A 26,129-nucleotide genomic window follows, 5' to 3' on the forward strand; every position below is an offset into this window, starting at 1 on the left:
TCATTACTGAACTAAGAGCTAATTGCCCTCTTCAAAGCGCTGTAAATCTGCTATGTATGGCGTCAATTTAGACGGAGGCACCCTTGTTGGATAAAGGAGAGGATGGAAAGCGCTTGATCCAATCCATCGAACGCGCCGTCGCCATCCTCGAAATCATCGCACGCGAAGGTGGCGCGGCCTCACTCAAGCACATCTCCGAGCAAGCTCGTCTCGGCAAGACGACCGCTCATAATATCCTCAAGACATTGGATGAACTAGGCTATGTTCGCCGACGCGTCAGCGATACCCGGTATCATCTTGGTGGCCGCATCCTGAATCTTGCTCGGATCGCTGGCGACGACGGTGCGTTGCGAACTCGGCTGCGTCCGGTGCTGGAAGCCATCGCGCGAAAAACCGGGGAGACAGTCTATCTTGCCGTGCCGAGTGGGGACGAGACCTACTACCTTGATGCCATAGAATCCGACCAGATGCTGAAGACCGCCTGTCCGGTCGAGGTCAGAGAGAGGTTGGAGGGATCGGCGATCGGTCTGGTCTTCCTCGCGTTCATGCCTGGCCTCGGCAAGCGGGTGTTATCCACCAGGGCGGAAGCACTTGGGGAGGATATCCGCTCCCAGATTGATATTGTCGAAAAGACCGGCTTTGCGCTTGATCTGGAAAACTACCAACCAGGACTACACTGCGTTGCCGTGCCTTGGCGTGAGAACGGTGAAGTGCGCGCGGCGATCGGCTTGAGTGGTCCAATGACACGGCTGACAAAAGACAAGCTGAAAGAGGCCGCGTGGATGATGATGAAGGAAGCCGAGAAGATCCGATGACGCAGCAAGACCTATCCAGCAGATCCGAAATCAGGCTTGTCGCCATTGTCCAAGCGAAAGCAGGCCATGAACAAGCCGTTGCCGACATCTTAAAGGCGGCCGTCGAACCGAGCAGAAACGAGGCCGGATGCCTTGAATACGCGCTCCATCAGGATCGGGAAGTCGGCGGCCGCTTTGTGTTCATCGAATGCTGGGCCGATGCCGACGCCTTGGCGTCGCATGATCGGACGCCCCACTTCCTGCGCCTTGGAGACCTTTTGCCTCCCCATGTCGTGGGCGAAGCGAAAATCCTGCGTCTGCGGCGCCTCGACTGACCCGTATCGAAGCACCGAAAGAGCGAGGTCATCGCCGACGTTCTGCTTCGGCATTCATGCCTGCCGGTCAGATGGCAGCATCTGCTGTACTACCAACCTTTAATAGACGGTTATCTGACAATGTGCATTCTGTGGTCGGATATTTGGAAACAGGAAGTCGAGAGAGGAGCCATTCTGGTGGCGGGTTTCGACACAACCGGAGTTGTATATGAAATCGAAACAAAAAGTTGCATTATATCAATTGATAAGCCTGGAGCAAAAGTTGTGATGCGCAGGTTTACTCTGCGCGCTTCTTCTCTCTCTCGCCACATCCATTATTTTTCCTGCATACGCAGCACATCGCAGCGCCGTCCGTGATGCGCGGAGCATCGAGCTCCTTCTCATCGACGCAGCAGATCTGATTTCGGGTGCACACGCACCATCCAATCTTGTCATGTCGCTTTGTGGAGCCGCAGGTCACTTGATCGCTTCGTCGAAGGCTGCCGCACATGATGAAGTCAGCAAAAGCGCCTGCCTGATCCTCGTCGACATCGATCATTTTAAATAGATTAACGACACGCACGGCCATCCGGCGGATGACGAGGGTCTTTACCAATGCGCACAACTCCTTCAATCCACGGTGCGCCTCGATCCGCCGATCAAACGGTCCGAAGCGGCAAGACGCGGCTTGAGCCCCACGATAGTAAAGGATCACCCAAAAGTTCATGACTATTGAACATATACCGATTCAAGAAATCCATTGTTCCGTTTTGGATTTTCCTGAATATTGTTCTGGCTTCCTTCAACTCAACGAGAGGAAGCTCCTCATGACCTCCGAAATCGCTCAAACAGTGATCGCAACCGCGCAGGCCAAAGCCGCCGAAGGCGGGTTTGCCGTCTCTATCACGGTTCTCGACACGACCGCGCATCTCGTCGCGTTCCATCGTATGGACGGTGCCATGCTCGGCCCCATCGACGTCAGCCAGAAAAAGGCCCGGACCGCAGCGCTATTCCAGACCGACAGTCTTCAGCTCGGGCAGGCTGCGCAGCCGGGTGGCGCAATCTATACGTTGGAAAACACCAATGGCGGGCTGATCAGCTTCGGCGGCGGCGTCGTTCTGCGTGACAAGAATGGCGCGTTCGTCGGCGCCGTCGGTGTGGCCGGTGCAACGGTCGAGGCCGATGAAGACATCGCTCAGGCGGCCGCTGCCGCACTCAAAGCATAAGGAGGAGGGCTGACATGCCACTTGGTCTCCTTGCATTGGCGGTGTCGGCCTTCGCCATCGGCACCACCGAATTCGTCATCGTCGGCCTGATCCCGGAAATGGCCCGAGATCTCGCCGTCTCCATTCCCACCGCAGGGTTGCTCGTCAGCCTCTATGCCCTCGCCATCACGCTCGGCGCGCCGACGGTGACGGCACTCACCGGCAATATTCCGCGCCGGGCGCTGGCTATCGGATTGATGGTGATCTTCACGATCGGTAACCTCATCGCCGCCTTCGCCCCGGGCTATGAGGTGCTGTTGGCTGGCCGGATCGTGACCGGTGTTGCCCATGGCGTCTTCTTCTCGATTGGCGCGACGGTCGCGACATCGCTGGTAGACAAGTCCAAGGGCGCACGCGCCGTGTCGCTCATGTTCGCAGGCCTCACGGTCGCGATGGTGGTCGGCGTGCCGTTCGGCGCCTTTGTCGGTCAGCATCTGGGCTGGCGTGCGCCTTTCCTCGCGGTGTCAGCGCTCGGGGTGATCAGCGTGCTTGGTCTGGTTACACTCCTGCCAAAAGACATTCGCCACACCGCGCCCGAAGGTTTACTGTCTCAATTGAAGCTGCTCGGACGGCCACGCCTGCTTGCGATGTATCTTGTCACCACCTTCGGCTTCGGTGCTTCCTTTGTGGTCTTCACCTATCTGACGCCGTTGATGACGGAGGTCACGGGCGTCAGCGAAACGACGGTCAGCCTAGCGCTGGTTGCGTTCGGCGTCGCGACTTTCCTGGGTAACCTTCTGGGCGGCTGGACGTCCGACACGCTCGGCACGGAACGCGCGCTGACCATCAAGATTACCGGCCTGATCGTCTCCCTGATCGCCCTGCCCTTCACCGCTCCGGTGCCTGTGCTGATGTTCATCAACCTCTTCGTCTGGGGAATATTTACCTTCGCGATCTCGCCCATCGTCCAGTCAGGTGTCGTGACAATCGCGGAAGAGGAAGCACCTAATGCCGTCGGTACAGCTTCCGGGTTCAATATTGCCGCATTCAACCTCGGCATTTCGGGGGCGTCTTTCCTCGGAGGCCTCATTATCGAGAAAGCCGGCGTGCTGGCAACTCCATGGGCCGCGGTCGGATCGGCCGTCATCGCCATGGTCATCGTCTTTTGGCTGCACCGGCACAAACGTCTCAATGTGCAGCAAGCATGACTGCCCTATGGAACTGCCGGACCCCGGCGGTGAAAAAAGAAGCCGGGAAGCAACGAAAGTTGCTTTCCGGTCAAGAGGCGTTCAAACGTCAGACACGGCATCCAAATCAGATTTGTTGGAGTTACGCCACCTTCGCTACTTTGTGGCGGCAACCGAGCATGGAAGCTTCCGAAAGGCCGCGATCGCGCTTGGGATCAAGCAGTCGACCGTTAGTCGATGCATTCGGGATCTTGAAGACCGACTAGGCGCCTCGCTTTTTCACCGACGGACCACGGGCGTCACCTTGACCCAGGCGGGAGGGCAGTTCTTGCGTCGCGCACAGATGGCCCTGCAAAATGTCAGCGATGGCGCCTGCGCTGTTGCGGCCTTAGGTAGATCGGAGAAAGGCCGGGTCAGGATTGGAATTTTCTCTTCGCTGGCCTCTGGTTTTCTCCGTGACCTTCTCGATGCCTTTGACCGAGCGCATTCCGGCGTCTCCATCGAGTTGGTGAATGGCAACCCAGCAGAACATATTGCCTCCGTTCGTCAGCTCCAACTCGACGTTGCCTTCATTACCGGGACCTCGGCATGGGCCGGATGTGATACCGCCCATCTGTGGACCGAGCGCGTATTCCTAGCGCTCCCCTCCGGGCATTCGCTGGCGCAGATCGATGAGATCGAGTGGGCACAGGTTGTAGGAGAGCGTTTCATCGTCAGCGCTTCCGCTCCCGGACCAGAAATTCACGACTATCTCGTGCAACGCCTCGCGGATCTCGGTCGTCACCCGGAGATTGAGGCCCAGACCATTGGCCGGGACGATCTCATGACGTTGGTCGCGATTGGTCGAGGTCTCACCATCACCAGCGAAGCAACCACCGCCGCACAGTTTCCAGATGTGGTCTTTCGACCAATCCACGGCGAAGTTCTCCCCTTCAGTGCAGTCTGGTCGCCGCAAAACGACAATCCTGCCTGGCGTCGCCTGCTCAGCATCGCACGTACGATGTCAAATTCCAGTCAAGCATCAGGCCTCAGGCCAGCCGTGCACTCCTCGTCGTTCTCCGACGCGCCTTCGCAAAGCCACGGTCGGTCGCAATGAACCTTCCGAGCATCGGCACAATCAACCTGACAGGATCGGCGGGCACTGTCGCTCGTTTCGGGCTCGTCCCTGTCCATCGGACATTCCTACTGAAAATGGCAGCCGCCATCACCTGATGCGGATCAGCATCGCCACGCCTGCATTAACAATGATCGGAGGTGCTGTCTTTGGGGCGGCATACGTGATGCTCGCAGGCGTCTACCTTGTTTCGGGCGTACGCGCCTTACCCGAACGCTCTGCGACAGGGTAGATGATCGGGTTCCTGACGATCGCCGCCAGCCAAACCACCGGCGCCAGCACCTCGGACTGCTTCTTGGCAATGCCGGTGCGGGCACCGCGACATTAATCTTCGCAACATTCACGTATCTGGCCGGGTGGGCCCCGCGCTTTGCCACCAGATCAGGAATTGCGGCGCACGACAGTTGCTCCTGACCGGGTCACGAGAAGCGACGGCGGAGGCGAATTGCTGAGCTCCACCGTCGCGGCAACGGCACGGTGTCACGAGATGATTGCGATGACATCGATTTCTATCCTCATGGTCGACAGACCCAAAACTTCGACCCCGACCGGTGTCCAAACCGGAGCGTGATCGGGCATGTTCTGGATGTATAGCCGGACGATCGTGTCATTCAGATAGGCGACCAGCATGGCCAACACGTAGCGTCATTCTGCCGCCATCACGCGAAAATCGAGCGACATACCTACAGCGAGGAAGCACCGCCCCATGAGCAGGCCCCGAAAAGGTTCGACATCTGCCTCTACCTGACGGCGATAGCTGGAATTCGGAAGCATCAGACCGGCCAAGAACGCCCCATCGCCATCGACAGCCCCCCGGCATTCATCAGCAGCGCTGCGCAGAGCACGAGCAGCAGCGCACTGGCTAACAGCACCTCTCGGGCCTGAAGCTTTGCCAGTAGGTCAGGGTGTTCCCCCACTTGCAGACCGAGGGGTACTGTGGGCGCTTTGGAATTCGGTGGTATTTCACTCTGAAACCATGTCCCAAATATACTATCGTTTTACCTATTGACTTAGAGTGCGCTCTAAGCCGTAGATCTTCCTGCGTCGTGACGAAAGAAGGGTTCTCAGGAAGATTGGCGAACTAGCTAAGCGTTCGGGTTTGTCAGCTCACACCATCCGTTACTATGAGCGGATCGGGCTGCTTCCTTATGCCGGTAGGGACCAATCGGGCCAACGTGACTACGACGCATCGATCCTGATCTGGATAGAGTTTCTCAACCGCCTCAAAACGACCGGGATGCCTATTCGGGAAATGCTGCACTACGCGGCATTACGGGAGCGCGGCGTTGGCACGGAGGCGGAGCGAAGAGCGTTGCTCGAACAGCACCGCGAGCGTGTCCGTGCCCACGTGGCTGAGCTGCAAGCCTGCCTTCTCGTCCTCGACACCAAAATTGCCGGATATGCCAGCAAGGAACAGAGGATGAAAGACTATGACGCATCAATCCCCGAACGTCGGCGAAAGCCGGCTGGAACGCGGTAAGCGCGCGCTCGCTGAAATCGACGGTGAAGCCGGAAACAAAGTTGTTGCCGCCCTGGCAGACATTGCCCCTGATTTCGCGAAATACCTGTTCGAGTTTCCGTTTGGCGACATCTACTGCCGACCCGGCCTGGATCTGCGCTCACGAGAAATCGCCACCATAGCTGCACTCACCGCGATGGGGACTGCGACGCCGCAGTTGAAGGTCCACATCGAAGCCGGGCTGAACGTTGGGGTGACCAAGGAAGAGATCACCGAGGTCATCATGCAGATGGCGGTCTATGCCGGCTTTCCTGCAGCGCTCAATGGCCTCTTCGCGGCCAAGGACGTCTTCAATGCCCGGTTCCCCAACCAGACGGAGGATGCGGCATGATGAACTCGTTTCGGACTTTGACGGCCGCTGGCGCACTTGCCCTAGCCGTGGTCCCGGCATTCCCGATCTTGGGGCCAACTTCCGCATATGCGAATCCGGTCACCCCGGAGAAACTATGGGGCGATTTCAACTCGCCGGTCGGCATGGCCTTCGACTCGACCGGAAATCTGTTCATCGCCGAATGGAGTCCGGGGCGTGTCTCTCGCATCGACCCGGCCGGAAACCGCAGCATATTCGCGGATGGGCTCTCCGGTCCGTCGGGTCTGGCAATCGGCGCTGACGGTACAATCTACGTGGCATCCTATTCCCGCGATGAAGTCCATCGTTTTACACCGGAAGGCCAGGCCAGCCTGCACGTGTCGGGACTCGCGACACCAGCCGGCCTGAGCATCGACAGTTCCGGTCGCTTGCTGATAGCCAATCGCCGCACCAACCAAATCCTGGCTTTAGCAGCGGACGGAAGTCTAGAGCCGGTGATCAGCGACTTGAGAACTCCGGTTGGCGCTGTCCAGCCCCCGGATGGCGGGTACGTCGTCTCCAACATTGGTGGCGGCGTCACGATACTCCGCCCAGATGGAACACGCATCGAGGCCGGTAAGGCGTTCGGCGCCCCCGGCCCCGGTGTGGCGATGACGAGCGATGGCCGCGTATTCGTGGTTGATTACGGGGGAACTACCGTTCGGGAGATCCTGCCAAACGGCAGTTCCCGGATTGTCGCTGACGGGCTGCGGAGTCCGGTCGGCCTGGTGGTCGCGCCGGACGGGATGTCGCTTCTAACAGCTGCATGGGGCGACGGAGCCGTCTATCGAATCCCACTCGTCGCCGATGAACAGTAGAGGCACCATGTACCGGGCTTCAGAAGCACCGAATGATCGCCTATGGCTTGTGCCGGGTACACTTGGCACGTTCCAGCCATGGCAGGGAAGCGGATTGCAACGAGGCACATTTTTGGTCGGAGCGCATTCTTGAGGTCCGGCTCGCGGACAATCCCCTGGCTGCCTGTGAAGAATTGGCCTGGCACGATTTGGTGGTGCAAGATTTTATCGTCAGCGATGCTTCCCTCGGCCGCGAAGTCCACGAACACATTTTTCGGAAAGCTTCCCGCCTCAGAAGCCATACAGGGATCCAAACGCAGTTTGTGGGTCGCGACAACTTATTATCGCTCGTGGCGATCGGCCAAGGCCTGACACTGATAAGCGAAGCGATGGCCGTGACACGGTTTCCCGGTACCGCTTACCGCCCGATTTCAGGCGAGACCCTCCTGTTCTCGACGGTATGGTCGCCCCGGAATGATACCCCCGCCCTCAGGAGTCGCCTTTCCATGGCAAGGAAAGCAGCCCAGATTCTCACGTTGTCGACGTCGAGCTCTTCTTTGCTCGCCGAGCCTTCGCAAACGCTCGATCCGTTGCCATGAACCGCTCTAGCATCGGCACGACCAGCCGGATAGGATCGGCAACAGGCTGCCCCGTTTCCCGCCCCAGCACCTCAGCATAGGCGACTAGATCGCGATGAACGGACGCCGACAGTTCCACCGTCACCTTAACCGGCTTGTCATCGGGCAAGTGCCCAAGCTTGAGTTTCGACACGATCAACCTCCTGCGGTTTCGAATACCAAATCGCGGGTGACGATGATCCTGACCGGGAGCCCCGGACGGATGGTCAGCGTCGGCGCGACCTGCAGCTGACGCTGGACAATCTGCTGACCGGCCTGGTTGATCGTGTCCACCGCTCCATCGCGGATCGCCTGGACCAGGCGGTCTTCGTCATCGGTGGCGAGGTCCGCGCCTATCACGAGTAGCGTGGACAGACCCGCCGCGCGCGTCAGATCCCACCAGTGATAGTCGACGCCATCTTCGAGTCCAGCATAGCCGCTCGCATCCGCCCCAGGCAAACGTTCGAGAACAATGGATCGACCGCCAGGCAGGATCAGACGGTTCCAGACCAGCAGGACGCGGCGTTGGCCGAAGGTCACACCGTCATCGTATTGGCCGATGATGCGGGTTCCTTGTGGGATCAACAGCAGTGATCCGGTCGGGCTGTCATAGACATTCTCGGTGACCTGCGCGGTGATCTGCCCCGGGAGATCTGAGCGAATGCCGGTGATGAGCGCGGCCGGGATCACCGCTCCCGCCTGAAGGATGTACGGAGAGGCTGGCGGTTGAATGCGATCCGATGCGACGGTCTCCCGGTCCACCGGACCGTTGAGAAAAGCGGTATGCCGGCTCCCCTCAGGTTGCTCGGCACCACCCAGGCCCGGAAGGTTCACGCCGACCCCGGCCGTCGTTGCCCTGCCAGACGCCGTCTGGAAGAAGACACCGCTCACACGCGCAGCTTCCCCCTCTGCCCTGCGGCGCTCCGCTTCCGGATCGACGGTCGGGCCCGCAATCGACGGAGGGTTCACGGGTAAGCCCCGCTCCTGTGCGTCGAGGATGGGCCGCCCGAGGTCACCGGGCAGCGCAGGTCCGAGAACCGGTCCGGCATAGTCGGATGGCAGACCTTCCAGGCCGTCCGCTGCCGGTCGGTTGTCGATGGAATAGAGTTCTCCACCTCCCGGCCCAGCCTCACGGGTCTGAAGCGCATAGATCAGCGCACCACCGATGCCGAACAGGACGACCGCCCCGACACCGGCCAGAACCTTGCGCGACAGCCTGGTCACGCTCGGCGGATCGGGGCGCAGACGCATCGGAGCCGCTGTATCGGTGTCACTCATGATGCTCCTCCCCTTCGCGCATCACCCTCCGTCCGCGCATCCGCCTCGCGCTCCTCCATGCGCACGATCCGAACCACCTGCTGGCGGTCTCCTGCGCCCAGCCGGAGCTCCGCCGCACCGAAGAGGCGATCCACGATCAGCACGTTCCGATGGATGCGGCTGTTGACGATCTGCGGCTCTCCGTCGGCGCCGAGCACGAAGAGCGGCGGCATCTCGCCCTGGGCGATGCCAGCAGGGAAGACGACATAGACGCGACGGCCGTCGTCGAAGACCGAAACCGGGCGCCAGGGCGGCCTCTCACCCTGAATCTGCAAGCCGTAACGATGATTGCGTGCCGATGGTGCCGGGATGGTCGGCGCGGTTGCCACAGCCTGCCGCCCACCGCGGGGTGCTGCCGGATAGGCCCAGGCGACCGAGGGCATGTAGAGCTCCTCGCGCGCACGCAGCTCGATCGTGTACACCCGCCTGTCAGTGCTTATCACCAGATTGGTCGAGATGTCGTCCCGCGTCGGTTTGACGAGGATGTGGACGCGGGCGGTAGATCCGGTCCCGCTCTCCGTGTCGCCGATGATCCAGCGCGTGGTATCCCCCGCAGCGATCGGACCCGCGCCGGTCAGACGTTCGCCCGGCTCGAGTGCGATGTTGGTGATCTGACCCGGCGCGGCATAGACCTGATAGAGTGCACCTTCCGACCAGGGATAGATCTGGATCGCATTGTAATAGCCCTCGCGGCGCGGCTCGACCCGGGCGGCGGCGTTGGCGTTTTCGATACGTCCGGTCGGTGTGCCTGCCACCGCTCCGCCATGCGCCACTGTCCAGACCGGCGGCGTGTGCAACGGCCGAGGGTGTTCCTCGGCAGCCGAGGCGGGCGGAGTGGGCAGCGGCGGCACGGACTCGTCATAGCTGAATTCCGGCACCGGGTTTCTGGCACATCCCGCCAGTACGGATGCGGATAGCAGCAAGGCCACCAACACCGGCGTCCTGACGCCCGGAGACCTGGTTGCATGAAGATGCTGTTCAGTCATTGGCTCATCTCCCGCGACCAGGAGATCGCATTGACATAGATTCCGAGAGGATTGGCGCGCAGGCGCTCGGCGCTGCGCGGAGCCTGGATCACGACGGTCAGGATCGCGGTCCAGCGCTCGGTCGTGGAAAGCTGGCCGTTCTCGTAGTGGCGTTCGGTCCAGGCGACGCGGAACGATCCTGGTGAGGCCCGGATAACGGAGGACACCTCGACGGCGATCTGTTGGCGCCCGACGCGGGTGAACGGGTCGTTGGCGCGGGCGAAGTCGTTCAGCGCAGCCGCGCCACGGTCCGTGGTGAACTCATAGGCGCGCAGCCAGTTTTGCCGCACGATAATCGGGTCGGCGGGGATGGAACGAACCTGTTCAATGAAACGACCCAAATGGAAGGCGATCTGCGGATCGGTCGGCTCGTAGTCGGCGGAGGCCGGAGCGACGGTCTGGGCCTCGCCAAGCGCATCGACCTGAACGACCCAGGGCACGACGGTACCACGCGCAGATTGCCAGACCAGGGCGCCGGCAAAACCCGCCGCCAAGATCAGGCTGGCGAAGGCCATGTAGCGCCAGTTGCGGGCCTGAACGCGGGCGGAGCCGATACGCTCGTCCCAGACCTGCGCTGCCCTCTGGTAAGGCGTTTCTGGTTGAGGTGTCTTGCCATAATGCGTGGCGGAACGCCTGAAGAGGTTCATGAGCGATCCCTTTCGGAGAGATTGACGGAGGAGCCCGAGCCATGGCTGTCGCCCGACCGGACGGCATGGGCGGCAGCGCGCACACCATGGCTCATCGCCTGGCTATGGCGCATGCGCTTCGCCCAGGCTGGCGGGCCATCGGAGGCGGACGGACCGGAAGAAGGCTCGGGCGCCCCTCCGCCGACCGTGCCCATCGAGGTGGTTCCGCCCGTCGCCGCAACACCGCCCTTGACGCCCTCGGCGTAGCTGGACTGGATGCCGCCAGCCGCGCGAGAGGACGCCTTCTTGAGCGGTGATGCCGCAGCGGCGGCCCCGGCGCGCGCGACACCAGCCATCCCGCCGGCGAGACCTCCTCCGCCCATCGAGCCGAGCGTGTAAGCGCTCGAGGCAGCGCCCGCCGCGGCCGCGCCGCCACGTGCGAGGGCGGCGCCTCCGGAGAGTGCAGATCCGGCTCCGCGCGCTGCGAGCATGGTCGCCCCTCCGGCGCCGATCGCAGCACCACCAACGGCAAGGCCGGTGCCTATGGCCGCCCCCGCGCTGAGTTGGGGCCCGCCGGACACCAGACCCGAGGCGATGCCCGGGCCGAAGATACCGAGGCCCAGCAGAGACAGGGCGGCCAGCACAATCGCCATGGCGTCATCGATGGTCGGCGTCACACCGCCGAAACCCGCGGTAAACTGGCCGAAGAGCGTCGAGCCAATGCCGATGATCACGGCGAGGACCAGGACCTTGATGCCGGACGAGATGACGTTGCCAAGCACGCGCTCGGCCATGAAGGCGGTCTTGCCGAAGAGGCCGAAGGGGATCAGAACGAAACCCGCGAGGGTCGTGAGCTTGAACTCGATCAGGGTGACGAAGAGCTGTACCGCGAGGATGAAGAAGGCGAGGATCACCAGCGCCCAGGCGAAGAACAGGCAGAGAATCTGGACGAGGTTCTCAAAGACCGCGACCCAGCCCATCAGATCGGAGATGCTCTCGAGCAGCGGCCGTCCGGCCTCGAGCCCGGTCTGGGCGACGCGGCCGGGGCGCAGAAGATCGGCGGCGGAAAACCCGGTGCCCGAGGCCATCAGACCAAGGCCCGCGAAGCTCTCGAAGACGATCCGGGCGAGGTTGTTCCAGTTGGAGATGATATAGGCGAAGACCCCGACAAAGAGCGTCTTCTTCACCAGTCTGGCAATGATGTCGTCATCGGCGCCCCAGGCCCAGAACAGCGCCGCCAGCGTCACGTCAATGACGATCAGCGTGGTGGCGATGAAGGCCACCTCGCCGCCGAGCAGCCCAAACCCGCTGTCGATGTAGCTGGTGAAGATGCCCAGGAAATTATCGATGACGCCGGTTCCGCCCATGGCTTACTGATCTCCCGACCGCTGTGGCGCTTCGGGAGCCGGCGTCCGACCGAGGAACCGGTCGCGGTTCTCTGCCCAGGCGGCGAGGCAATCGGCATCGCTGGAAGCGGCCTCGCCAAGCTGCTGGCACCGGCGCAGCGTCGCGCGGAGAGGATCGGCAGACGGCTGGAGCGCGGGCGCGGTGCTGGCCGGCACGGGAGCTTCCTCGCGTGTCATTTCGATCACCGTGGCTGTGATCGCGATCGCCACGAACACGATGGCCGCGATCCGGGCCAGCACCTTCCCCTCCATCGTCTCCCCCTCCCGGCCTCAGTTGAACATCTGCGCGTTGCCGGGCTGGTAGCCCGAGCCCGGCGTCAGGAAGCGCTCGCGCTGGATGCGGCCCTGTTCTGCAGCGGTGGCGCGCTCGGCCTCGGACAGCGCGTTGGCGCGACCGTTTGCCGAGATCACCGCGATCAGATCCGAGAGCTGCTGCGATTGCAGTGCGAGGAGCTGGTTGCCGGCCTGAGTGGCCTGCAGTGCACCGACCGCGTTCTGGCTCTGCCCCACGAGCGCGGACATCTCTGCGCGGTTGGCATCGATGTTGCCGACGACACCGGCCTGCACGCGCATCGCATCCTGCAGGCCACCGACGGTAATCTCCCAACGGGACCGGGCCTCGGCGATCAGTTGCTGGTCGGTCGCCGTCAGGGAAAGGTTGCCATAGTCCTGCTGGAACATCTGGTCGATGCTCTGCACGTCGAAGGCGATGTTCTGCGCCTGGGCCAGGAGCTGCTGTGTGCGGCTGACGTTCTGCTGGATCTGCTGGAGCGCGGAATACGGCAGGTTGGCGAGATTGCGCGCCTGATTGATCAGCATCTGCGCTTCGTTCTGGAGCTGTGCGATCTGGTTGTTGATCTGCTCCAGAGCGCGCGCCGCGGTCAGGAGATTTTCGGCGTGGTTGGTCGGATCGTAGACGATGAAAGGCCCCCCGCCGATGCCGAAGAGCGCCTGCGCGGGCGGCGCTGCGATGGGCGACATGGCCATGGGCATCGCCAGCGCGAGGGCGAGCAGCGACGTGCCCGCGGACCGAAACGTAATCTTGCGTGTCATGGTGTGACTTCCTCTTCTTCAAGGTCGATGTCGGCGTCCTCAACAACAGCGGAGGCCGGAGATGCCCCCTCTGCGTCGATGGCGAGATTGGTGAGGTCGGGGATCAGGTCGGCGGCCCAATCGAGGCCATGCGCCTTCAGCCAGGCGGCGAGGAAGCCGTCTTTGCCGTGCCCGGCGCAGATCTCGGCAATCAGCGCCTGATCCGATTTGGACGATGCCGCGCAGAGTGCGAGCCCGACATCGCTGAGACCCAGCTCGAACAGCCGGTTGCCACGCCGCGACTGACAGTAGTAGTCGCGCTTGGGCGTGGCCCGCGCGAGGATCTCGATCTGCCGGTCATTGAGGCCGAAGCGACGATAGATGGCGGTGATCTGGGGCTCGATGGCCCGCTCGTTCGGCAGCAGGAGCCGCGTCGGGCAGCTTTCGATGATCGCAGGCGCGATGACGCTGCCATCAATGTCGCTGAGGCTCTGCGTCGCGAAGATCACCGAGGCGTTCTTCTTCCTCAGCGTCTTCAGCCATTCGCGGAGTTGCTCGGCGAAAGCATCGTCATCGAGCGCGAGCCAGCCCTCGTCGATGATGAGCAGCGTGGGCCGTCCGTCGAGCCGATCTCCGATCCGGTGGAACAGGTAAGAGAGGACGGCGGGCGCCGCACCGGTTCCCACCAGCCCCTCGATCTCGAAGGCCTGCACATCCGCCGATCCCAGCTGTTCGGTCTCGGCGTCGAGAAGCCGGCCATAGGGTCCACCGACGCAATAGGCACGCAGCGCCTGCTTCAAATCGTTGGATTGCAGCAGGACCGCGAGGCCGGTCATGGTACGCTCGCCCACAGGGGCCGAGGCCAGCGAGGTCAGCGCCGTCCAGATATGCTCCTTCACATCCGGGGTGATCCGGATGTTCTCGCGCGTCAGGATGGCGACGATCCAGTCAGCCGCCCAGGCGCGCTCTGACGTCTCGTGAATGCGGGCCAGCGGCTGTAGCGACACGGAACTGTCGGCCGCGTCGGTCAGCTCTCCGCCAAGATCATGCCAGTCGCCGCCCATGGCGAGCGAAGCGGCGCGGATCGAGCCTCCGAAGTCGAAGGCGAAGATCTGGCTGCGCTGGTACCGCCGGAACTGCAGCGCCATCAGTGCCAGCAGCACGGACTTGCCTGCGCCGGTCGGGCCGACGACGAGCGTGTGCCCGACATCCCCGACATGCAGAGAAAACCGGAACGGAGTGGAGCCTTCGGTCCTGGCGTAGAGCAACGGAGCGCCGCCGAAATGCTCATCCTGCGCCTCGCCCGCCCAGACCGCCGAGAGCGGGATCATATGGGCGAGATTCAATGTGCTGATCGGAGGCTGCCGGACATTGGCATAGGCATGCCCGGGCAGACTTCCGAACCAGGCATCGACGGCGTTGACCGTCTCGGCCATGACGCTGAAATCGCGGGACTGGACGATCTTCTCGACCAGCCGCAGCTTCTCGTCAGCGCGGCGGACCTCCTCGTCCCAGACCGTGATCGTGGCCGTGACATAGGCCATCCCGGCCACATCAGCGCCGAGTTCCTGCAAGGCCATATCCGCATCAGCGGCCTTGTTCGCCGCATCGGTATCGACCAGCGCGGATTGCTCGTTGGTCATCACCTCCTTGAGGATCGCGGCGATGCTCTTGCGTTTGGCAAACCACTGGCGACGTATCCGGGTCAGCAGCTTGGTTGCATCCAGCTTGTCCATGAGGATGGCCCGGGTCGACCAGCGATAGGGAAAGGCCAGCCGGTTCAGCTCGTCGAGCAGGCCCGGGGTCGTGACGCCAGGAAAGCCGGTGATCGTCAGGACGCGGAGGTGATGATTGCCCAGGCGCGGCTCCAGCCCGCCGGCCAGCGGCTGGTCGGGCAAGAGCGCGTCGAGATAGACCGACACCTCGGGCACGCGCACGCGGTGCCGGTTGGTCGAAATCGTCGAATGCAGGTAGGTCAGCGTAGCGGCGTCATCGAGCCAGTGGCAGTCCGGCATGAAGCCGTCGAGCAGCGCCAACACGCGATCGGTACGGTCGATGAAGCCGCGCACCTGTTCCCAGGGGTTCACACCCGAGGTTTCGCGGCCCTCGTAGAGCCAGGATTCTGAGCGCGCCGCGTCCTCGGCAGGCGGAAGCCAGAGGAGGGTCAGGAAGTAGCCGGATACGAAATGGCTCCCCTTCTCCTCGAAATCGGCCTTGCGCTCGGCATCGACCAGCGCCGATGCCACATCCGGGAAGATGCTTGCCGGATAGGTGGCAGCCTCAGAGCGCTGTGCTTCAACAAAAATCGCCCACCCGGAACCGAGCCGGCGGAAGGCGTTGTTCAGCCGTCCCGCCACCGCGACCAGTTCGGCCGCGACGGCGCTGTCGAGATCGGGACCCCGAAACTTCGCTGTCCTCTGAAACGAGCCGTCCTTGTTGAGGACCACGCCCTCCCCGACCAGCGCCACCCAGGGCAGGTAGTCGGCGAGGCGCGAGGCGGTGCGGCGGTATTCTGCGAGATTCATCATGGGGATTCACACCGAGAGATGACCGGGGATTCGCAGATGGCGGCGGGCGACCTCAACGAAGAGCGGATCGCGCCTGGCCGCCCAGACGGCGGCGATGTGGCCGACGGCCCAAATCAGGATCCCGACCAGCCAGAGCTGAAGCCCGAGGCCGACCGCACCGGCGAGCGTGCCATTCAGAATGGCGACTGAACGCGGTGCGCCGCCGAGGAGGATCGGTTCGGTCAGCGCACGGTGGACTGGCACGCTGAACCCCGGCACCGCGTCGAGGGACTCGAAACTCACCGCCATCAGATCAGCGCTCCGCCACCAAAGCTGAAGAAGCTCAGGAAGAAGGACGAGGCCGCAAAGGCGATGGAGATGCCGAACACGATCTGGATCAGGCGCCGGAATCCGCCGCCGGTATCGCCGAAGGCCAGCGTCAGACCGGTGACGATGATGATGATCACCGCCACGATCTTGGCCACCGGCCCCTCGACGGAGTCGAGGATCGATTGCAGAGGCGCTTCCCAGGGCATGGAAGAACCGGAGGCATGAGCGGCCGGGGCGATGAACAGGCTGACATAGGTGGCCGTGACCGCGGTGGCGATCTGGCGGCGAATGCGCAGGGCGTGACGGATCATTCGAGGTCTCCTGGTTCGTGAGTGGTGGATTCTGAAATGACAGGTGAAATCCGGTAGTCGCCGTCCGGCCCGAGGCCCTTGACGCGGGCGAGTGCGACCAGACGGCGTGCGGAGCCGCGCCCGGCCAGGACGGCCACGAGGTCGATGGTCTCCGCGATCATGGCGCGGGGCACGGTAACGACGGCTTCCTGGATGAGTTGCTCGAGACGGCGCAAAGCGCCGATCCCGGTACCGGCATGGATGGTGCCGATGCCGCCGGGATGTCCCGTGCCCCAGGCCTTGAGAAGGTCCAGCGCCTCGGCGCCACGCACCTCACCGATCGGAATACGATCGGGGCGCAGACGCAGCGAGGAGCGCACCAGGTCGGACAGGCTGGCAACACCGTCCTTGGTGCGCATCGCCACGAGGTTCGGCGCGGCGCATTGCAGTTCCCGCGTGTCCTCGATGATCACGACGCGATCAGAGGTCTTGGCCACCTCGGCGAGCAGCGCATTGGTCAGAGTGGTCTTGCCGGTGGACGTGCCGCCCGCCACGAGGATATTGGAACGTCCCGCAACCGCCTGCCGCAGCGCCTCGGCCTGCGTCGGGGTCATGATCCCGGCGGCGACGTAGTCGTCGAGCGTGAACACAGCGACAGCGGGCTTGCGGATGGCGAAGGCCGGGGCTGCGACGACGGGCGGCAAGAGCCCCTCGAAGCGCTCGCCGGTTTCCGGGAATTCCGCAGAGACGCGAGGGGACAGTCCATGAACTTCGACCCCAACATGGTGCGCGACTAGTCGAACGATGCGCTCGCCGTCTGCTGCGCTCAGCGTCTTGCCGCTGTCGGTCAGCCCCTCAGAAAGTCGGTCGACCCAGAGCCGCCCATCGGGGTTGAGCATCACCTCGACGGTCATAGGGTCGTCCAGAAACCCGGCGATCGCCGGCCCGAGCGCGGTGCGCAGCATCCGCGCGCTTCTCCGGATCACCTCTGGTCTCTGATCGGTCTTCGCCATGCCGGCCCCGTTCCCTTACGGGCGCCTCCAACAGGCCGCCCTGGATCGGGGTCGATTAAGAAAGCCGCAAAAGCCTAAGGCTCAACAGGTTTCCGAGGCGCGTCGTAGCGTGGCGTGGAAAGACAGGAAAACGGCGGACCGGACCCTACCCCATCCCCACGGGGAAAACGTCATGGCAACTATCGCTAGAACATGGTGTTGCGGGCAGAGAGCGGCCGGTCGAGGCGAGAGGCCCCGCTGGCAGCCCAGGGCGGGAAGCGGAAGTTCGCTGCGCGTCTCATCAAGGTTCCGTGTGCGGGGCTTTCCCGACCTTCGGACGATTTCCCGAAACTGGCAGAACGGTTCGGTTGCAGAGGAAGTCCGCTTAATGATCTCAATCGTCTACGCTATGGCGTGACAAACGGTGTCGAGCCGGTCACTTCGCGCATTCCTTTCGCCAGCTTTTGCACGAGATGAACGAGCTCCCCAACCTCTTCCTCGTCCCAGGACTCGAATATTTCCCCGGCCATTCTGGCGCGGGCCGCATCGACGGCGTCGGTCATCAACTGCCCATTAGGCGTGATGCAGGCTTCGCGGACGCGGCGGTCGTGTGCACTGCCGCGCCTTTCGACAAGGCCGAGGTCGTCAAGCTTGGCCACCTGGCGGCTGACGGTCGTGTAGTCACGACCGACGCGCTCTGCCAGGTCCACGACCCCCAGGGGACCGAACCTCTCGACACTGACGAGCAGCGCGAAGAGGGCGCGGTCGAGGTTGAGCCCGGATGCTCGAACCATCTCCTCGTCAACCTGCGGGTTGTTCATCACGGCCATGATGTCGAGCAGCGCGATATGCAGTTGGCGCGTAAGTGTCGAGATGTGTGTATTTTGCATATTTATCCTTGGCAGAATTGATCGACTCAACTATGTGTATTTTGCACATATAACGGAGACCTGCAAATGTCTGAAGACCTCGACGTTCTGATCGTCGGCGCGGGACCGGCGGGGTCGACCCTTGCCGTCGACCTTGCACGGCGCGGCGTGAGCACCCGCATCATCGACAAGAGTCCGCACGGATTTCCCGGATCGCGCGCCAAGGGCATCCAGCCCCGGTCGCTCGAAGTGTTCGAAGACCTCGGCGCGCTGGACGACATCCTCGCTGCCGGGTCTCCCTACCCACCTCTGGGCATCCATCTGGGTCCGGTCAGAATCCCCAAGCGGATGTCCAAGCCGGCGCCCGAAAGCGACGCTACTCCCTACCGCGACACCTGGTTGATCCCGCAGTTGAGCACCGACTCGATTATTCAGAAGCAGCTCGCGCCGTTTAGGGTCCAGGTCGAATACGGCACGGAACTTCTCGGGCTCGAGCAGGATGACAACGGCGTGACGGCGCGGATCGCCGGCCCCTCCGGCCCCGAAGAGCTGCGCGCCCGCTATGTCGTGGGGGCCGATGGTGGCGCAAGTCTTGTACGCAAGAGCGTTGGCATCGCCTTCGAGGGGCAGACCGACGAAGCCGACCGGATGATCATCCTCGACGGCCGGATCGAAGGCTTGGGGCGCGATCACTGGCACGTCTGGCCCGGCCTCAGGGGCCGGTTTGCCGGGGCCTGCCCGCTGCCGCATGGCGACCTGTTTCAGGTGATGATCCGCCTGCAGCCCGGCGAGGAGCCCGACTTGTCCGATGCCGCGTTGAACGAGCGGTTCAGGACGCAGACCCGCTCCGGCAAGCTGCGGCTGAGCGACATACAGTGGAAGACTGTCTTCCGTCCCAATATCCGGCTGGCGGCGCGTTACCGTGAAGGCCGGGTATTCCTGGCAGGCGACGCGGCGCATGTGCACACGCCCATGGGGGCCCAGGGGCTGAACACCGGCATCCAGGATGCCTATAACCTCGGCTGGAAGCTCGGCCAGGTCTTGGCCGGCGCCCCCGAGGCGCTGCTTGACAGCTACGAGGCCGAGCGGCAACCGATCGCCGCGCGGGTGCTCGGCCTGTCGACCCAGAAATACGAGGCCCTCAATCGACTCGATCCTGCCAGTATCAAGCGGGGCGCGGATGAGAAGCAGCTCGGCATCACCTACAAGGGCGGCCCGCTGGCCAGCTCCGATAGCGAGGCAACCACGACTCTGCAGTCGGGTGACCGTGCCCCCGACGCGACGCTCGCGGGCCAGGACGGCACACCCCTGCGCCTGTTCGATGTGACCCGCGGCCCGGCCTTCACGCTGATCGCTGTCGGACAGGAAGCACGGGCGGAACTCGCGGCCGTCACTTGGCCCGAGAACGGCGCCGGACTGACCCGCGTAGCCATCGACGGAACGGCCGGGGAAGCGCTTTCGCTGAGCGATCCGCAGGGCTCGTTCCGGTCCATCTACGGCATCGCGGGAGACACGCTGATCCTGATCCGACCGGACGGCTACATCGGTGAAATTGCAACCCATGACCGTGTCGCGGCGATCGACAGCTTCGCATCCCTCGTGGCGCCAATCGCCGCCTGACCCTTTCCAACTTTTTCGCGATGGAAACCGACCATGAAGGTTCTTGTTGTCTTCAATCAACCCTACGAGGGCAGCTATAGTGCCGCCATTCTGGAGGGCATCCAGACCAGCCTTGCCGACTGTAGCCATGAGCTCGACCTTATTCACCTTGATCGGGATGACTTCGATCCCGTCATGCACGGTACGGACCTGAGGGCCATTGCTGCGTGACCATACTGAACCGCATCAATTCTGGAGCGGTATAGCCGGATCAGCCAACCAAGCGGATTGGGAATAGCGATAAGGAGAATAACCATGGAAAGACCCCTCCAAGGAAAAGTTGCTATCGTAACAGGATCGGGTCAGGGGATCGGTCGAGACATCGCGCTATGTTTGGCGCGAGAAGGTGCGGCGGTCATCACCAACAACCGCAAACCCGGCTCATCCCTGAATGCATTCGAAAAAACCGACATCCCGTTCACCGAAGCCGAACGCGCCGCCTTGGAAGCCATTTCGGGCGACGCAAAAACAACCGCTGACGAGATTGTTCGGCGCGGTGGACAAGCCCTCCCGGTGTTTGGGGATGTCAGCGATTTCGGCACTGCTGGCACCATGGTAGACGCCGCCCGAGATACCTTTGGCCGCATCGACATCGTCATTCATAATGCGTCGTCCAACTGGGTGGGCAACATCATGGACATGGACGAAACGCTCTGGGACATCAGCATCAACTCCAAGCTCAAAGGCGCCTTCAACTTGATGCACCACGCACTGCCCCACATGAAGGAGCAGGGCTTTGGACGGATATTGAATTCCTCGTCGGATGCGTACCTCGGGGTCGAAGGGTATGCCGCCTACGGCGCCGCCAACGCTGGCATAGTCGCACTGACCAAAGCGGCTGCATCTGACGTTCGAGGTCTCGGGATCACAATGAATGCCTATACGCCTTTGGCGCGCACGCGCGCCTGGGTCAACGCGGCCGCCGCCTATCGGCTGCAAGGTGTGCCCAGCGAGGCGATCGAAGCGGGAGCACCGGACGCAATGAAACGCACGGCCGAAGGCATGGTCCCTTTCCTGGCATATCTTGCCTCAGACGATGCCTCCGATATTTCGGGCCACCTGTTCCGGCTGGCAGCAGACGGCGAAATTGGAGTGTGGTCGACCCCCGAGGTGTTCAAGTCGATCCATGCAGAGGACGGCATCTGGACAATGAAAGACCTGCAAACACGGATTCCGAACGAATTGATGGCAGGTGTGGAAGCCATGCAGAGCGCGATCCGCGCGGACTGAGGGAACTGGGCGACGCGTGCAGGAGGGCCCTTGCCCACTCGCCGGACTGCGGCCCGAAGGGTCGCCCCTGGTTTCGTGTTGCAGTCGCAAAATACTCCTGCAACGCGCCAGAAAGCCCCCCAAATGGAAGAGGAAATGACCGAAATTTAGAATAACGTCGTTCTGATCACCCGCTGCTCCAGCGGGCTTGGCAAACGACAAGCTGACGTAGCCCCTGAAACCGGCCCGCGCGGGTGTTAATGATCCGTCCGAGAAAAGGATAGATCATGAAGCGCAGATTTTCTGATGAACAGATCATTGGAATGATTGAGGAGTACGCGGCCGAGAGCTGGGGCCGCCCACCTCTTCATCACAGACGGGAACTTTCGGTGTGAAAGGTTCTCCAGGGCTCAGCGATAGCCCAGTTCTTTGCGGGTGCTGGTCAAGAACAGGTCCTTTCCCTTGATCCTCTGTGTGAGCCACGATCCGACCAGCCACCCCGACCGACTGAGTGGAAGAACGCTTGAGCCTTGATCCAGACCAACCGGAACCAGAAGCAATGGTTTCGTCGTCCTGGCGTATTGCGGTTGACGGTCGACCGGGGTCCCCGCGATCAGCTTTTTGATCGTCTTGATCAGCCACCCGGTTTGCTGCCGGACCGACCAGATTGTCATCGGGTCTCCATTCTCAGCCGCATCGCCAAGCGCGAAGATTTTCTCATACCCATGCGGCCGCATCCAACCATCCACGTCCAGGCGCCGGGACGGCGTTGCTTGCGCATTCTTGATGGGAGGGAGAACAGGTCTCGCACCGAAAACGGGGAAGACCACATCTGCCTCAATTGTCGCACCCGCGACTTTCACGGTCCCGGCAAAAGGCGCGTCGGTTCGCTGTAGATCCTCGACAGTGGTGCCGAGCGTCAGATCGATCCCCATTGCCGAAATCTGCGGCTTCAGCGCCTTTGACAGTTTGGCGGAAATGCCGGGAACGACACTGTCCGAGCTTGCCAGGATCGAGATCCGCTTGTCGGGATGCGCGTGCTTGATCTCCGCGGCCAGTTCCACACCGACCGGCCCCGCCCCGACGATGACGATCTTCTGGGCGTTCTGGACTTGCGCATGCGCGGCAGCCTGATCCGCTTTGAAATCGGCGACCGTATCGGACCGGGGCTTGAACGGTTGGGCATACCCGGACCCCGTCGCGGTGATGACGATCCCTGCGTTCAGCACATCCCCATTGTCGAGAACGACTTCCCCATCCGAGATGTCCACAGCGCGCGCGCGGATCACTTTGCCGTGCTTCAGCAGGCGGTTGTAGGGAATGATCAGGCGGTCGAGAAGCCCCGGCTCTACGACAGCGCGGATCGCAGCGACACTGTGAAAGAATGCTTCACGTGGCTCGACAAGAGTTACATCGGCCAGCCCATCCAAGGCATGCGCCATTATGGTTCCTGCGTAACCTCCTCCAACAATGACAATTTTCATCTTCACATTCGCTCCTGCATGATGTTTGGCGCAGAGTTGCCTCAAACAGCCGACGTCGGTATACTTTATATCCTTAGTATAGATTGAGAACCTGAAATGTCACAAGAAGGCACATCCGTGATACCGTCCAATCCGTCGGGTGATGACATACACGCAGTGCTTGGGACGCAGTCTTGCGAGGAAATCGCCGCGACATTCGCGCTGATCGGCGACAAGTGGTCAATGATGATCGTCATTTGCCTCGCCGCAGGACCATGCCGATTCAACAATCTGAAGCGACAGATCGGTGGCATCACGCAGCGGATGCTGACACTTACCTTACGGAAATTGGAGCGCCATGGGCTCGTCAGTCGTACCGTACACTCGACCGTTCCGCCGACTGTTGAATATGCGTTGACCCCTCTCGGGGCCTCGCTGCAACAGCCCATTCAATCGCTAGGGCTCTGGGTTTTGGAAAACCTTCAAGACATGAAGAGAGCCCAGAACGACTTTGATGCGGGCATTCCGAAATCCACATAGCAATAGATCGCTGTGCAGATTTTGCGGGTCTTCCCTGGAACTCTGAAACGTGACCAAAAAACGACCAACATCGCAATAATCCCATAGACGGCGAATCCTCGCTCTCATCTGAGAACAAACGCAACCCTACGGCCGAGACACTGGAGCGCTTTCACGACGTTCGTTTTTCGGCGACGGAACGCCATCATGGACACTTCTCTCAGGGCAGCATAGTTCACTTACGTCCTGCGGTCCTGTCGTGAAGCCGATTACACACTGCGCGAGCACAGCGAAAGGCCGGTACGGTGAAGCCGCACCGCGGCGCGACCAGAGGCACTGAAAGTCCGGTAATGGGATGTGCCGGCTGCTTCCCCCACCGTCGGGTTATCCTGGACCGGGATCATCCGTGCCAAAGGAGAAGCAGCCATGTGTGCGAAGAAGACAGGAAGCATTGAGGACCTGGCAGTTGTCGGCATCGACATCGGCAAGGATACGTTCCACTTGGTCGGTTTCGACCGCTCCGGTCAGGTGGTTCTGCGCAAGCAGATCAAGCGGCTCGCCTTGAATTCCACGTTCGACAAGCTGCCGCAATGTGTTGTCGGGATGGAGGCCTGCCTGAGTGACCATTTCGTCAGCCGGACGCTGCGCGGCATGGGGTTCGACACGCGGATCATCCCGGCGGTTTACGTGAAGCCGTTCAACAAGGGACAGACGGGTGTCGCGGGGGATCGATCGACGGCGGTGCTGGTCCGCCAGGAGCCGCTGGATTGCTTCGATGCGGTCGAGCCCCTCAGGGCCGAGAGGAACGGTGGCCACAAGCCTGTGGCGGGCCCCCGAAGGTGCGACAAGATGCAGGTACGTTCCGTCCGGCAGCCTGTGGCGCAGGTGCTCTCCCATGGGGGACGGTCTGCCCGTCGAGGCGACGATGTCCTCGCCAAGACGATCAGCCTCCCCGCCAAGTGCCGCGGGGGCGGCAACGAGCACCACGGCACTCGTGTCGACCGCTGGACACCAGAACACCTCCGCAACGGAAGCGGGCAGCCCAGGTCGGATCGGGAAAGCACAACCCCCATCGACGGCTGACCTGATCCATCAGATCAACCCTCTCCGGGGGTTCTCCTGTGAGCTTCGCGTAATCATGCTGATATTCGGGATTGCGGCGCAGGCATTCCCAGCCGAGTTCCGGCGCGGCCAGATCATCGAGATAGTCGTAGGCGGCCTGGTCACGCCAATTCGAGCGATCAGGTTGCATGGCATCGCCTCTCCCCTGGGTTGATCACGAGAAAGGATTTCAAGAGATCAATCACTTGGGAAGCCCGCCCCAAGGCATCAGGTGATGCGCGCGGCGCATCACCTTCTCATCCGGTTCGCCCCGCCGCCAACTGCCGATACCCTTCCGAGCTCAACCAACGCGCGCGTTCAAGATGAGCGTCATGGACCAGGCGCGCCCGCTCAGGCTCTTGCTGCGTATCGAGCCCCAGGATGATCTGGGCGGCCTCCTGCCAGCTCGCACCCTCGCCTGCAGCATCGAGTAAACGCATATACTGCGTCATGTGACGACGGTCATATTCCGTCACCACGTCCCCCTGCGGTGGCACATCCTGCAAGCTGCTGATCGTCACACGCATCCCCACGGCGTTTGCTGCACATCCCTAGCACAGCCAGTTGACAGTTTCGTGAGCACGGCAATAGCGCAATTCTGTTCACGGCGAAACCTGCCGGAATAGTCAGCCCTTAGCGACGGCCTTCGCCTGAACATGCATCACTCCAATCCCCTGGTCGGAGTTCAGGAGCAGAATGCCATTCGCTTCGAACGCCCGTCGAACCTGATCGCGCGTGGTCTCATAAACCTCGAGCCCGCTTTCGGACTCGAGGCGCTTGAGCGCGGTCAAAGATACCCGGGCCTCATCCGCAAGCTGCTCCTGTGTCCATCCAAGAAGCGCCCGCGCGGCCCGCGATTGTCGGGCGGTGATCATGCAGATCACCTCCCATCCGGCCCGGCGCAAACGCCAGAACTACGACCATTATAGTCGTATCATAGAAATTCACCACCAAAATTCTTAAGTGTTTACATCGCATTTCGACTTTGGCGCCGCAAATTTCGGGAACTGATTCGGTTGCTCGTTTTGGTAGTCGGCCCCGACCTTTCGACCGAGGCCTCGCGACGGCGTTATTCGCCGCGGCGACCGTTGGGGCGGGACCAGATCAGAGCGTAGCTCTCGCCGTCCTCGTCGTCGAAGAGGTTGGCGTAGATCGGGGCGGTGAAGCTCGGATCGTCGAGCTTGAGGCCCAGATAGTCGCGGCCTTCCCCGGAGCGTTTGGACCAGGCGGCGCCGATCTCGGCGCGGCCGACCAGGACCCGGTGGCTGGGGGCATTCTCGCCGGTGGCGCGGGTGTCGGGAACGATGCGCACGCCCTGGACCTGAACGCTGAGGGTGACGATTTCGCCGGTGAATTCATTGCCGGTCTTCTTGAAGGTGCCGATGGTTGCCATTTTAAGTCTCCGTTTTCCGTTTCCGGGTCCGCACCATTGCGGCCCGATGGCGATCGACAGGCCGGAGACGACCGGCGGTGCACCACCGCTTTGCCGGGGGTTGGACAGCAAAGGCAGAACTTTCTTGTTGCGCGCGGAATGGGCGCAGCCCAGGGGAAGAAAGTTATGGCGGCGCTGTTGCGCCAAACCGGTCGAGGCGTAGCCGATCTTCGGCCAGATCAGGCCATTGAAAGGGCCGTATGGAGCGGACATGGGACGGGCAAGGAGCGGAGACGATGGCAACCGCGGATGCTCATAAGCCTGACCGACCCTTCCACCGGCGGGTTTGCTCACCCGCGACAGGCCATGCGCCTCACGCTCCAGGCACCCCACCCGACGTACCGCCCCCGATCACAGGTGCGGTCCGCCGCTCGAACGCTCCGCCATTCCCTCCGCACGGCCACGGGCAGCGACGCGGGCCTCAAGCCGATCCGCACACCGCCCCATACCGGTATC

33 protein-coding genes and 2 pseudogenes are annotated in these 26,129 nt (G+C 62.1%); 14 read left to right on the forward strand and 21 right to left on the reverse strand.

All coding sequences use genetic code 11. The features are described 5' to 3' along the window. Positions 1 to 83 precede the first annotated feature (83 nt). Together WDB86_RS03365 and WDB86_RS03370 are read left to right on the forward strand one after the other, a co-directional pair. Positions 84 to 815, forward strand: a complete 732-nt coding sequence (locus WDB86_RS03365; RefSeq protein ID WP_406736595.1) for an IclR family transcriptional regulator — start codon at positions 84 to 86, stop codon at positions 813 to 815. Further along, positions 812 to 1,129 carry a putative quinol monooxygenase gene (locus WDB86_RS03370; protein ID WP_406737009.1) on the forward strand — a complete coding sequence of 106 codons (318 nt, stop codon included), beginning with the start codon at positions 812 to 814 and terminating at the stop codon, positions 1,127 to 1,129. The genes WDB86_RS03365 and WDB86_RS03370 overlap by 4 nt, the downstream gene beginning before the upstream one ends. Positions 1,130 to 1,406: 277 nt before the next feature. On the opposite strand, the gene WDB86_RS03375 is transcribed toward WDB86_RS03370, so the two are convergent. Then, a complete protein-coding gene (locus tag WDB86_RS03375) occupies positions 1,407 to 1,724 on the reverse strand; it encodes a hypothetical protein (protein WP_406736596.1) in 318 nt (105 codons plus the stop codon). Positions 1,725 to 1,833: 109 nt separating this feature from the next. Between WDB86_RS03375 and WDB86_RS03380 the strand changes: the two genes are divergently transcribed. From WDB86_RS03380 to WDB86_RS03390, 3 genes are read left to right on the forward strand one after another with little or no spacing between them, the layout of a single operon-like run. Continuing rightward, entirely contained in the window at positions 1,834 to 2,334 is a 501-nt protein-coding gene (locus WDB86_RS03380; RefSeq protein WP_406736597.1) for a GlcG/HbpS family heme-binding protein, read from the forward strand. A gap of 14 nt (positions 2,335 to 2,348) precedes the next feature. Next, positions 2,349 to 3,521, forward strand: coding sequence for an MFS transporter (locus WDB86_RS03385; RefSeq protein WP_406736598.1), 1,173 nt, complete (start codon positions 2,349 to 2,351; stop codon positions 3,519 to 3,521). A 7-nt stretch (positions 3,522 to 3,528) separates the two neighbouring features. After that, positions 3,529 to 4,596: a LysR substrate-binding domain-containing protein gene (locus WDB86_RS03390; RefSeq protein ID WP_406736599.1), complete on the forward strand. Its 1,068-nt coding sequence runs from the start codon at positions 3,529 to 3,531 to the stop codon at positions 4,594 to 4,596. Here WDB86_RS03390 and WDB86_RS03395 read toward each other — a convergent pair. The 3 genes and pseudogenes from WDB86_RS03395 to WDB86_RS03405 form a co-directional block, all read right to left on the reverse strand. After that, positions 4,559 to 4,636, reverse strand: a pseudogene (locus tag WDB86_RS03395) (DUF2274 domain-containing protein); the annotation flags it as partial. The gene WDB86_RS03390 and the pseudogene WDB86_RS03395 overlap by 38 nt on opposite strands. 458 nt (positions 4,637 to 5,094) lie before the next feature. Then, entirely contained in the window at positions 5,095 to 5,250 is a 156-nt protein-coding gene (locus WDB86_RS03400; protein ID WP_406736600.1) for a hypothetical protein, read from the reverse strand. Positions 5,251 to 5,259: 9 nt separating this feature from the next. After that, positions 5,260 to 5,388 carry a hypothetical protein gene (locus WDB86_RS03405; RefSeq protein WP_406737010.1) on the reverse strand — a complete coding sequence of 43 codons (129 nt, stop codon included), beginning with the start codon at positions 5,386 to 5,388 and terminating at the stop codon, positions 5,260 to 5,262. 298 nt (positions 5,389 to 5,686) lie between these two features. Here WDB86_RS03405 and WDB86_RS03410 point away from each other — a divergent pair, with 298 nt between their 5' ends. Genes WDB86_RS03410 through WDB86_RS03425 form a run of 4 tightly spaced genes read left to right on the forward strand, consistent with a single transcriptional unit; the run spans position 5,687 to position 7,878 of the window. Next, a complete protein-coding gene (locus WDB86_RS03410) occupies positions 5,687 to 6,094 on the forward strand; it encodes a MerR family transcriptional regulator (RefSeq protein ID WP_406737011.1) in 408 nt (135 codons plus the stop codon). Beyond that, positions 6,045 to 6,464 carry a carboxymuconolactone decarboxylase family protein gene (locus tag WDB86_RS03415; protein WP_406736601.1) on the forward strand — a complete coding sequence of 140 codons (420 nt, stop codon included), beginning with the start codon at positions 6,045 to 6,047 and terminating at the stop codon, positions 6,462 to 6,464. The genes WDB86_RS03410 and WDB86_RS03415 overlap by 50 nt, the downstream gene beginning before the upstream one ends. After that, positions 6,461 to 7,300, forward strand: coding sequence for an NHL repeat-containing protein (locus WDB86_RS03420; RefSeq protein ID WP_406736602.1), 840 nt, complete (start codon positions 6,461 to 6,463; stop codon positions 7,298 to 7,300). Before WDB86_RS03415 ends, WDB86_RS03420 begins: the two co-directional genes overlap by 4 nt. A 32-nt stretch (positions 7,301 to 7,332) precedes the next feature. Further along, the gene (locus WDB86_RS03425) at positions 7,333 to 7,878 is read left to right on the forward strand and encodes a hypothetical protein (protein WP_406737071.1); all 546 of its coding nucleotides are present in this window, start codon (positions 7,333 to 7,335) and stop codon (positions 7,876 to 7,878) included. On the opposite strand, the gene WDB86_RS03430 is transcribed toward WDB86_RS03425, so the two are convergent. From WDB86_RS03430 to WDB86_RS03485, 12 genes are all read right to left on the reverse strand, one after another. After that, positions 7,811 to 8,050 carry a DUF2274 domain-containing protein gene (locus WDB86_RS03430; protein WP_406736603.1) on the reverse strand — a complete coding sequence of 80 codons (240 nt, stop codon included), beginning with the start codon at positions 8,048 to 8,050 and terminating at the stop codon, positions 7,811 to 7,813. The two genes, WDB86_RS03425 and WDB86_RS03430, sit on opposite strands and share 68 nt — an antisense overlap. A 2-nt stretch (positions 8,051 to 8,052) precedes the next feature. Beyond that, positions 8,053 to 9,174 carry a TrbI/VirB10 family protein gene (locus tag WDB86_RS03435; protein ID WP_406736604.1) on the reverse strand — a complete coding sequence of 374 codons (1,122 nt, stop codon included), beginning with the start codon at positions 9,172 to 9,174 and terminating at the stop codon, positions 8,053 to 8,055. Beyond that, complete coding sequence (gene trbG, locus WDB86_RS03440; RefSeq protein WP_406736605.1) at positions 9,171 to 10,199, reverse strand: P-type conjugative transfer protein TrbG; 1,029 nt, start codon at positions 10,197 to 10,199, stop codon at positions 9,171 to 9,173. The genes WDB86_RS03435 and trbG overlap by 4 nt, the downstream gene beginning before the upstream one ends. Further along, positions 10,196 to 10,885, reverse strand: coding sequence for a conjugal transfer protein TrbF (trbF, locus tag WDB86_RS03445; protein ID WP_406736606.1), 690 nt, complete (start codon positions 10,883 to 10,885; stop codon positions 10,196 to 10,198). Before trbF ends, trbG begins: the two co-directional genes overlap by 4 nt. Beyond that, positions 10,882 to 12,231, reverse strand: coding sequence for a P-type conjugative transfer protein TrbL (gene trbL, locus WDB86_RS03450; protein WP_406736607.1), 1,350 nt, complete (start codon positions 12,229 to 12,231; stop codon positions 10,882 to 10,884). The genes trbF and trbL overlap by 4 nt, the downstream gene beginning before the upstream one ends. Before the next feature lie 3 nt (positions 12,232 to 12,234). Then, the gene (trbK-alt, locus tag WDB86_RS03455) at positions 12,235 to 12,522 is read right to left on the reverse strand and encodes a putative entry exclusion protein TrbK-alt (protein ID WP_406736608.1); all 288 of its coding nucleotides are present in this window, start codon (positions 12,520 to 12,522) and stop codon (positions 12,235 to 12,237) included. An 18-nt stretch (positions 12,523 to 12,540) separates the two neighbouring features. Next, positions 12,541 to 13,323, reverse strand: a complete 783-nt coding sequence (gene trbJ / locus WDB86_RS03460; RefSeq protein WP_406736609.1) for a P-type conjugative transfer protein TrbJ — start codon at positions 13,321 to 13,323, stop codon at positions 12,541 to 12,543. Further along, positions 13,320 to 15,830, reverse strand: a complete 2,511-nt coding sequence (gene trbE / locus WDB86_RS03465; RefSeq protein ID WP_406736610.1) for a conjugal transfer protein TrbE — start codon at positions 15,828 to 15,830, stop codon at positions 13,320 to 13,322. The genes trbJ and trbE overlap by 4 nt, the downstream gene beginning before the upstream one ends. Before the next feature lie 6 nt (positions 15,831 to 15,836). Continuing rightward, positions 15,837 to 16,118 (reverse strand): VirB3 family type IV secretion system protein, encoded by a 282-nt coding sequence (locus WDB86_RS03470; RefSeq protein WP_406736611.1) that lies wholly within the window; start codon positions 16,116 to 16,118, stop codon positions 15,837 to 15,839. Next, positions 16,118 to 16,450: a TrbC/VirB2 family protein gene (locus WDB86_RS03475; protein WP_406736612.1), complete on the reverse strand. Its 333-nt coding sequence runs from the start codon at positions 16,448 to 16,450 to the stop codon at positions 16,118 to 16,120. Before WDB86_RS03475 ends, WDB86_RS03470 begins: the two co-directional genes overlap by 1 nt. Next, positions 16,447 to 17,442 (reverse strand): P-type conjugative transfer ATPase TrbB, encoded by a 996-nt coding sequence (gene trbB / locus WDB86_RS03480; protein WP_406736613.1) that lies wholly within the window; start codon positions 17,440 to 17,442, stop codon positions 16,447 to 16,449. The genes WDB86_RS03475 and trbB overlap by 4 nt, the downstream gene beginning before the upstream one ends. A 386-nt stretch (positions 17,443 to 17,828) precedes the next feature. Beyond that, complete coding sequence (locus tag WDB86_RS03485; protein WP_406736614.1) at positions 17,829 to 18,311, reverse strand: MarR family winged helix-turn-helix transcriptional regulator; 483 nt, start codon at positions 18,309 to 18,311, stop codon at positions 17,829 to 17,831. A 66-nt stretch (positions 18,312 to 18,377) separates the two neighbouring features. On the opposite strand from WDB86_RS03485, the gene WDB86_RS03490 reads away from it, so the two are divergent. The 3 genes from WDB86_RS03490 (at position 18,378) to WDB86_RS03500 (ending at position 21,179) form a co-directional block, all read left to right on the forward strand. After that, on the forward strand, positions 18,378 to 19,910 hold the full coding sequence (locus WDB86_RS03490) for an FAD-dependent oxidoreductase (RefSeq protein ID WP_406736615.1): 1,533 nt from the start codon (positions 18,378 to 18,380) through the stop codon (positions 19,908 to 19,910). A gap of 33 nt (positions 19,911 to 19,943) precedes the next feature. Continuing rightward, positions 19,944 to 20,120, forward strand: coding sequence for a hypothetical protein (locus tag WDB86_RS03495; RefSeq protein WP_406736616.1), 177 nt, complete (start codon positions 19,944 to 19,946; stop codon positions 20,118 to 20,120). Positions 20,121 to 20,204: 84 nt separating this feature from the next. Continuing rightward, positions 20,205 to 21,179: an SDR family NAD(P)-dependent oxidoreductase gene (locus WDB86_RS03500; RefSeq protein ID WP_406736617.1), complete on the forward strand. Its 975-nt coding sequence runs from the start codon at positions 20,205 to 20,207 to the stop codon at positions 21,177 to 21,179. Between the two features lie 389 nt (positions 21,180 to 21,568). Here WDB86_RS03500 and WDB86_RS03505 read toward each other — a convergent pair whose 3' ends face one another. Next, on the reverse strand, positions 21,569 to 22,642 hold the full coding sequence (locus WDB86_RS03505; RefSeq protein WP_406737012.1) for an FAD-dependent oxidoreductase: 1,074 nt from the start codon (positions 22,640 to 22,642) through the stop codon (positions 21,569 to 21,571). Positions 22,643 to 22,738: 96 nt separating this feature from the next. Between WDB86_RS03505 and WDB86_RS03510 the strand changes: the two genes are divergently transcribed. Together WDB86_RS03510 and WDB86_RS03515 are read left to right on the forward strand one after the other, a co-directional pair. Beyond that, entirely contained in the window at positions 22,739 to 23,161 is a 423-nt protein-coding gene (locus WDB86_RS03510; RefSeq protein ID WP_406736618.1) for a winged helix-turn-helix transcriptional regulator, read from the forward strand. 405 nt (positions 23,162 to 23,566) lie between these two features. Next, positions 23,567 to 23,902 (forward strand): annotated as a pseudogene (locus WDB86_RS03515) (IS110 family transposase); the annotation flags it as partial. A 181-nt stretch (positions 23,903 to 24,083) separates the two neighbouring features. On the opposite strand, the gene WDB86_RS03520 reads toward WDB86_RS03515, so the two are convergent. The 4 genes from WDB86_RS03520 to WDB86_RS03535 all read right to left on the reverse strand — a co-directional run bounded on the left by WDB86_RS03520 (position 24,084) and on the right by WDB86_RS03535 (position 25,634). Further along, positions 24,084 to 24,392: a transcriptional regulator domain-containing protein gene (locus WDB86_RS03520; RefSeq protein WP_406736619.1), complete on the reverse strand. Its 309-nt coding sequence runs from the start codon at positions 24,390 to 24,392 to the stop codon at positions 24,084 to 24,086. Between the two features lie 106 nt (positions 24,393 to 24,498). Continuing rightward, the gene (locus tag WDB86_RS03525) at positions 24,499 to 24,768 is read right to left on the reverse strand and encodes a DNA -binding domain-containing protein (protein WP_406736620.1); all 270 of its coding nucleotides are present in this window, start codon (positions 24,766 to 24,768) and stop codon (positions 24,499 to 24,501) included. Between the two features lie 99 nt (positions 24,769 to 24,867). Then, the gene (locus tag WDB86_RS03530; RefSeq protein ID WP_320177630.1) at positions 24,868 to 25,116 is read right to left on the reverse strand and encodes a helix-turn-helix transcriptional regulator; all 249 of its coding nucleotides are present in this window, start codon (positions 25,114 to 25,116) and stop codon (positions 24,868 to 24,870) included. A gap of 194 nt (positions 25,117 to 25,310) precedes the next feature. Beyond that, on the reverse strand, positions 25,311 to 25,634 hold the full coding sequence (locus WDB86_RS03535; RefSeq protein WP_009573768.1) for a DUF736 domain-containing protein: 324 nt from the start codon (positions 25,632 to 25,634) through the stop codon (positions 25,311 to 25,313). Between the last annotated feature and the right edge of the window lie 495 nt (positions 25,635 to 26,129).

The organism is Thioclava sp. GXIMD4215, from assembly GCF_045291555.1.
Taxonomy (GTDB): domain Bacteria; phylum Pseudomonadota; class Alphaproteobacteria; order Rhodobacterales; family Rhodobacteraceae; genus Thioclava; species Thioclava litoralis.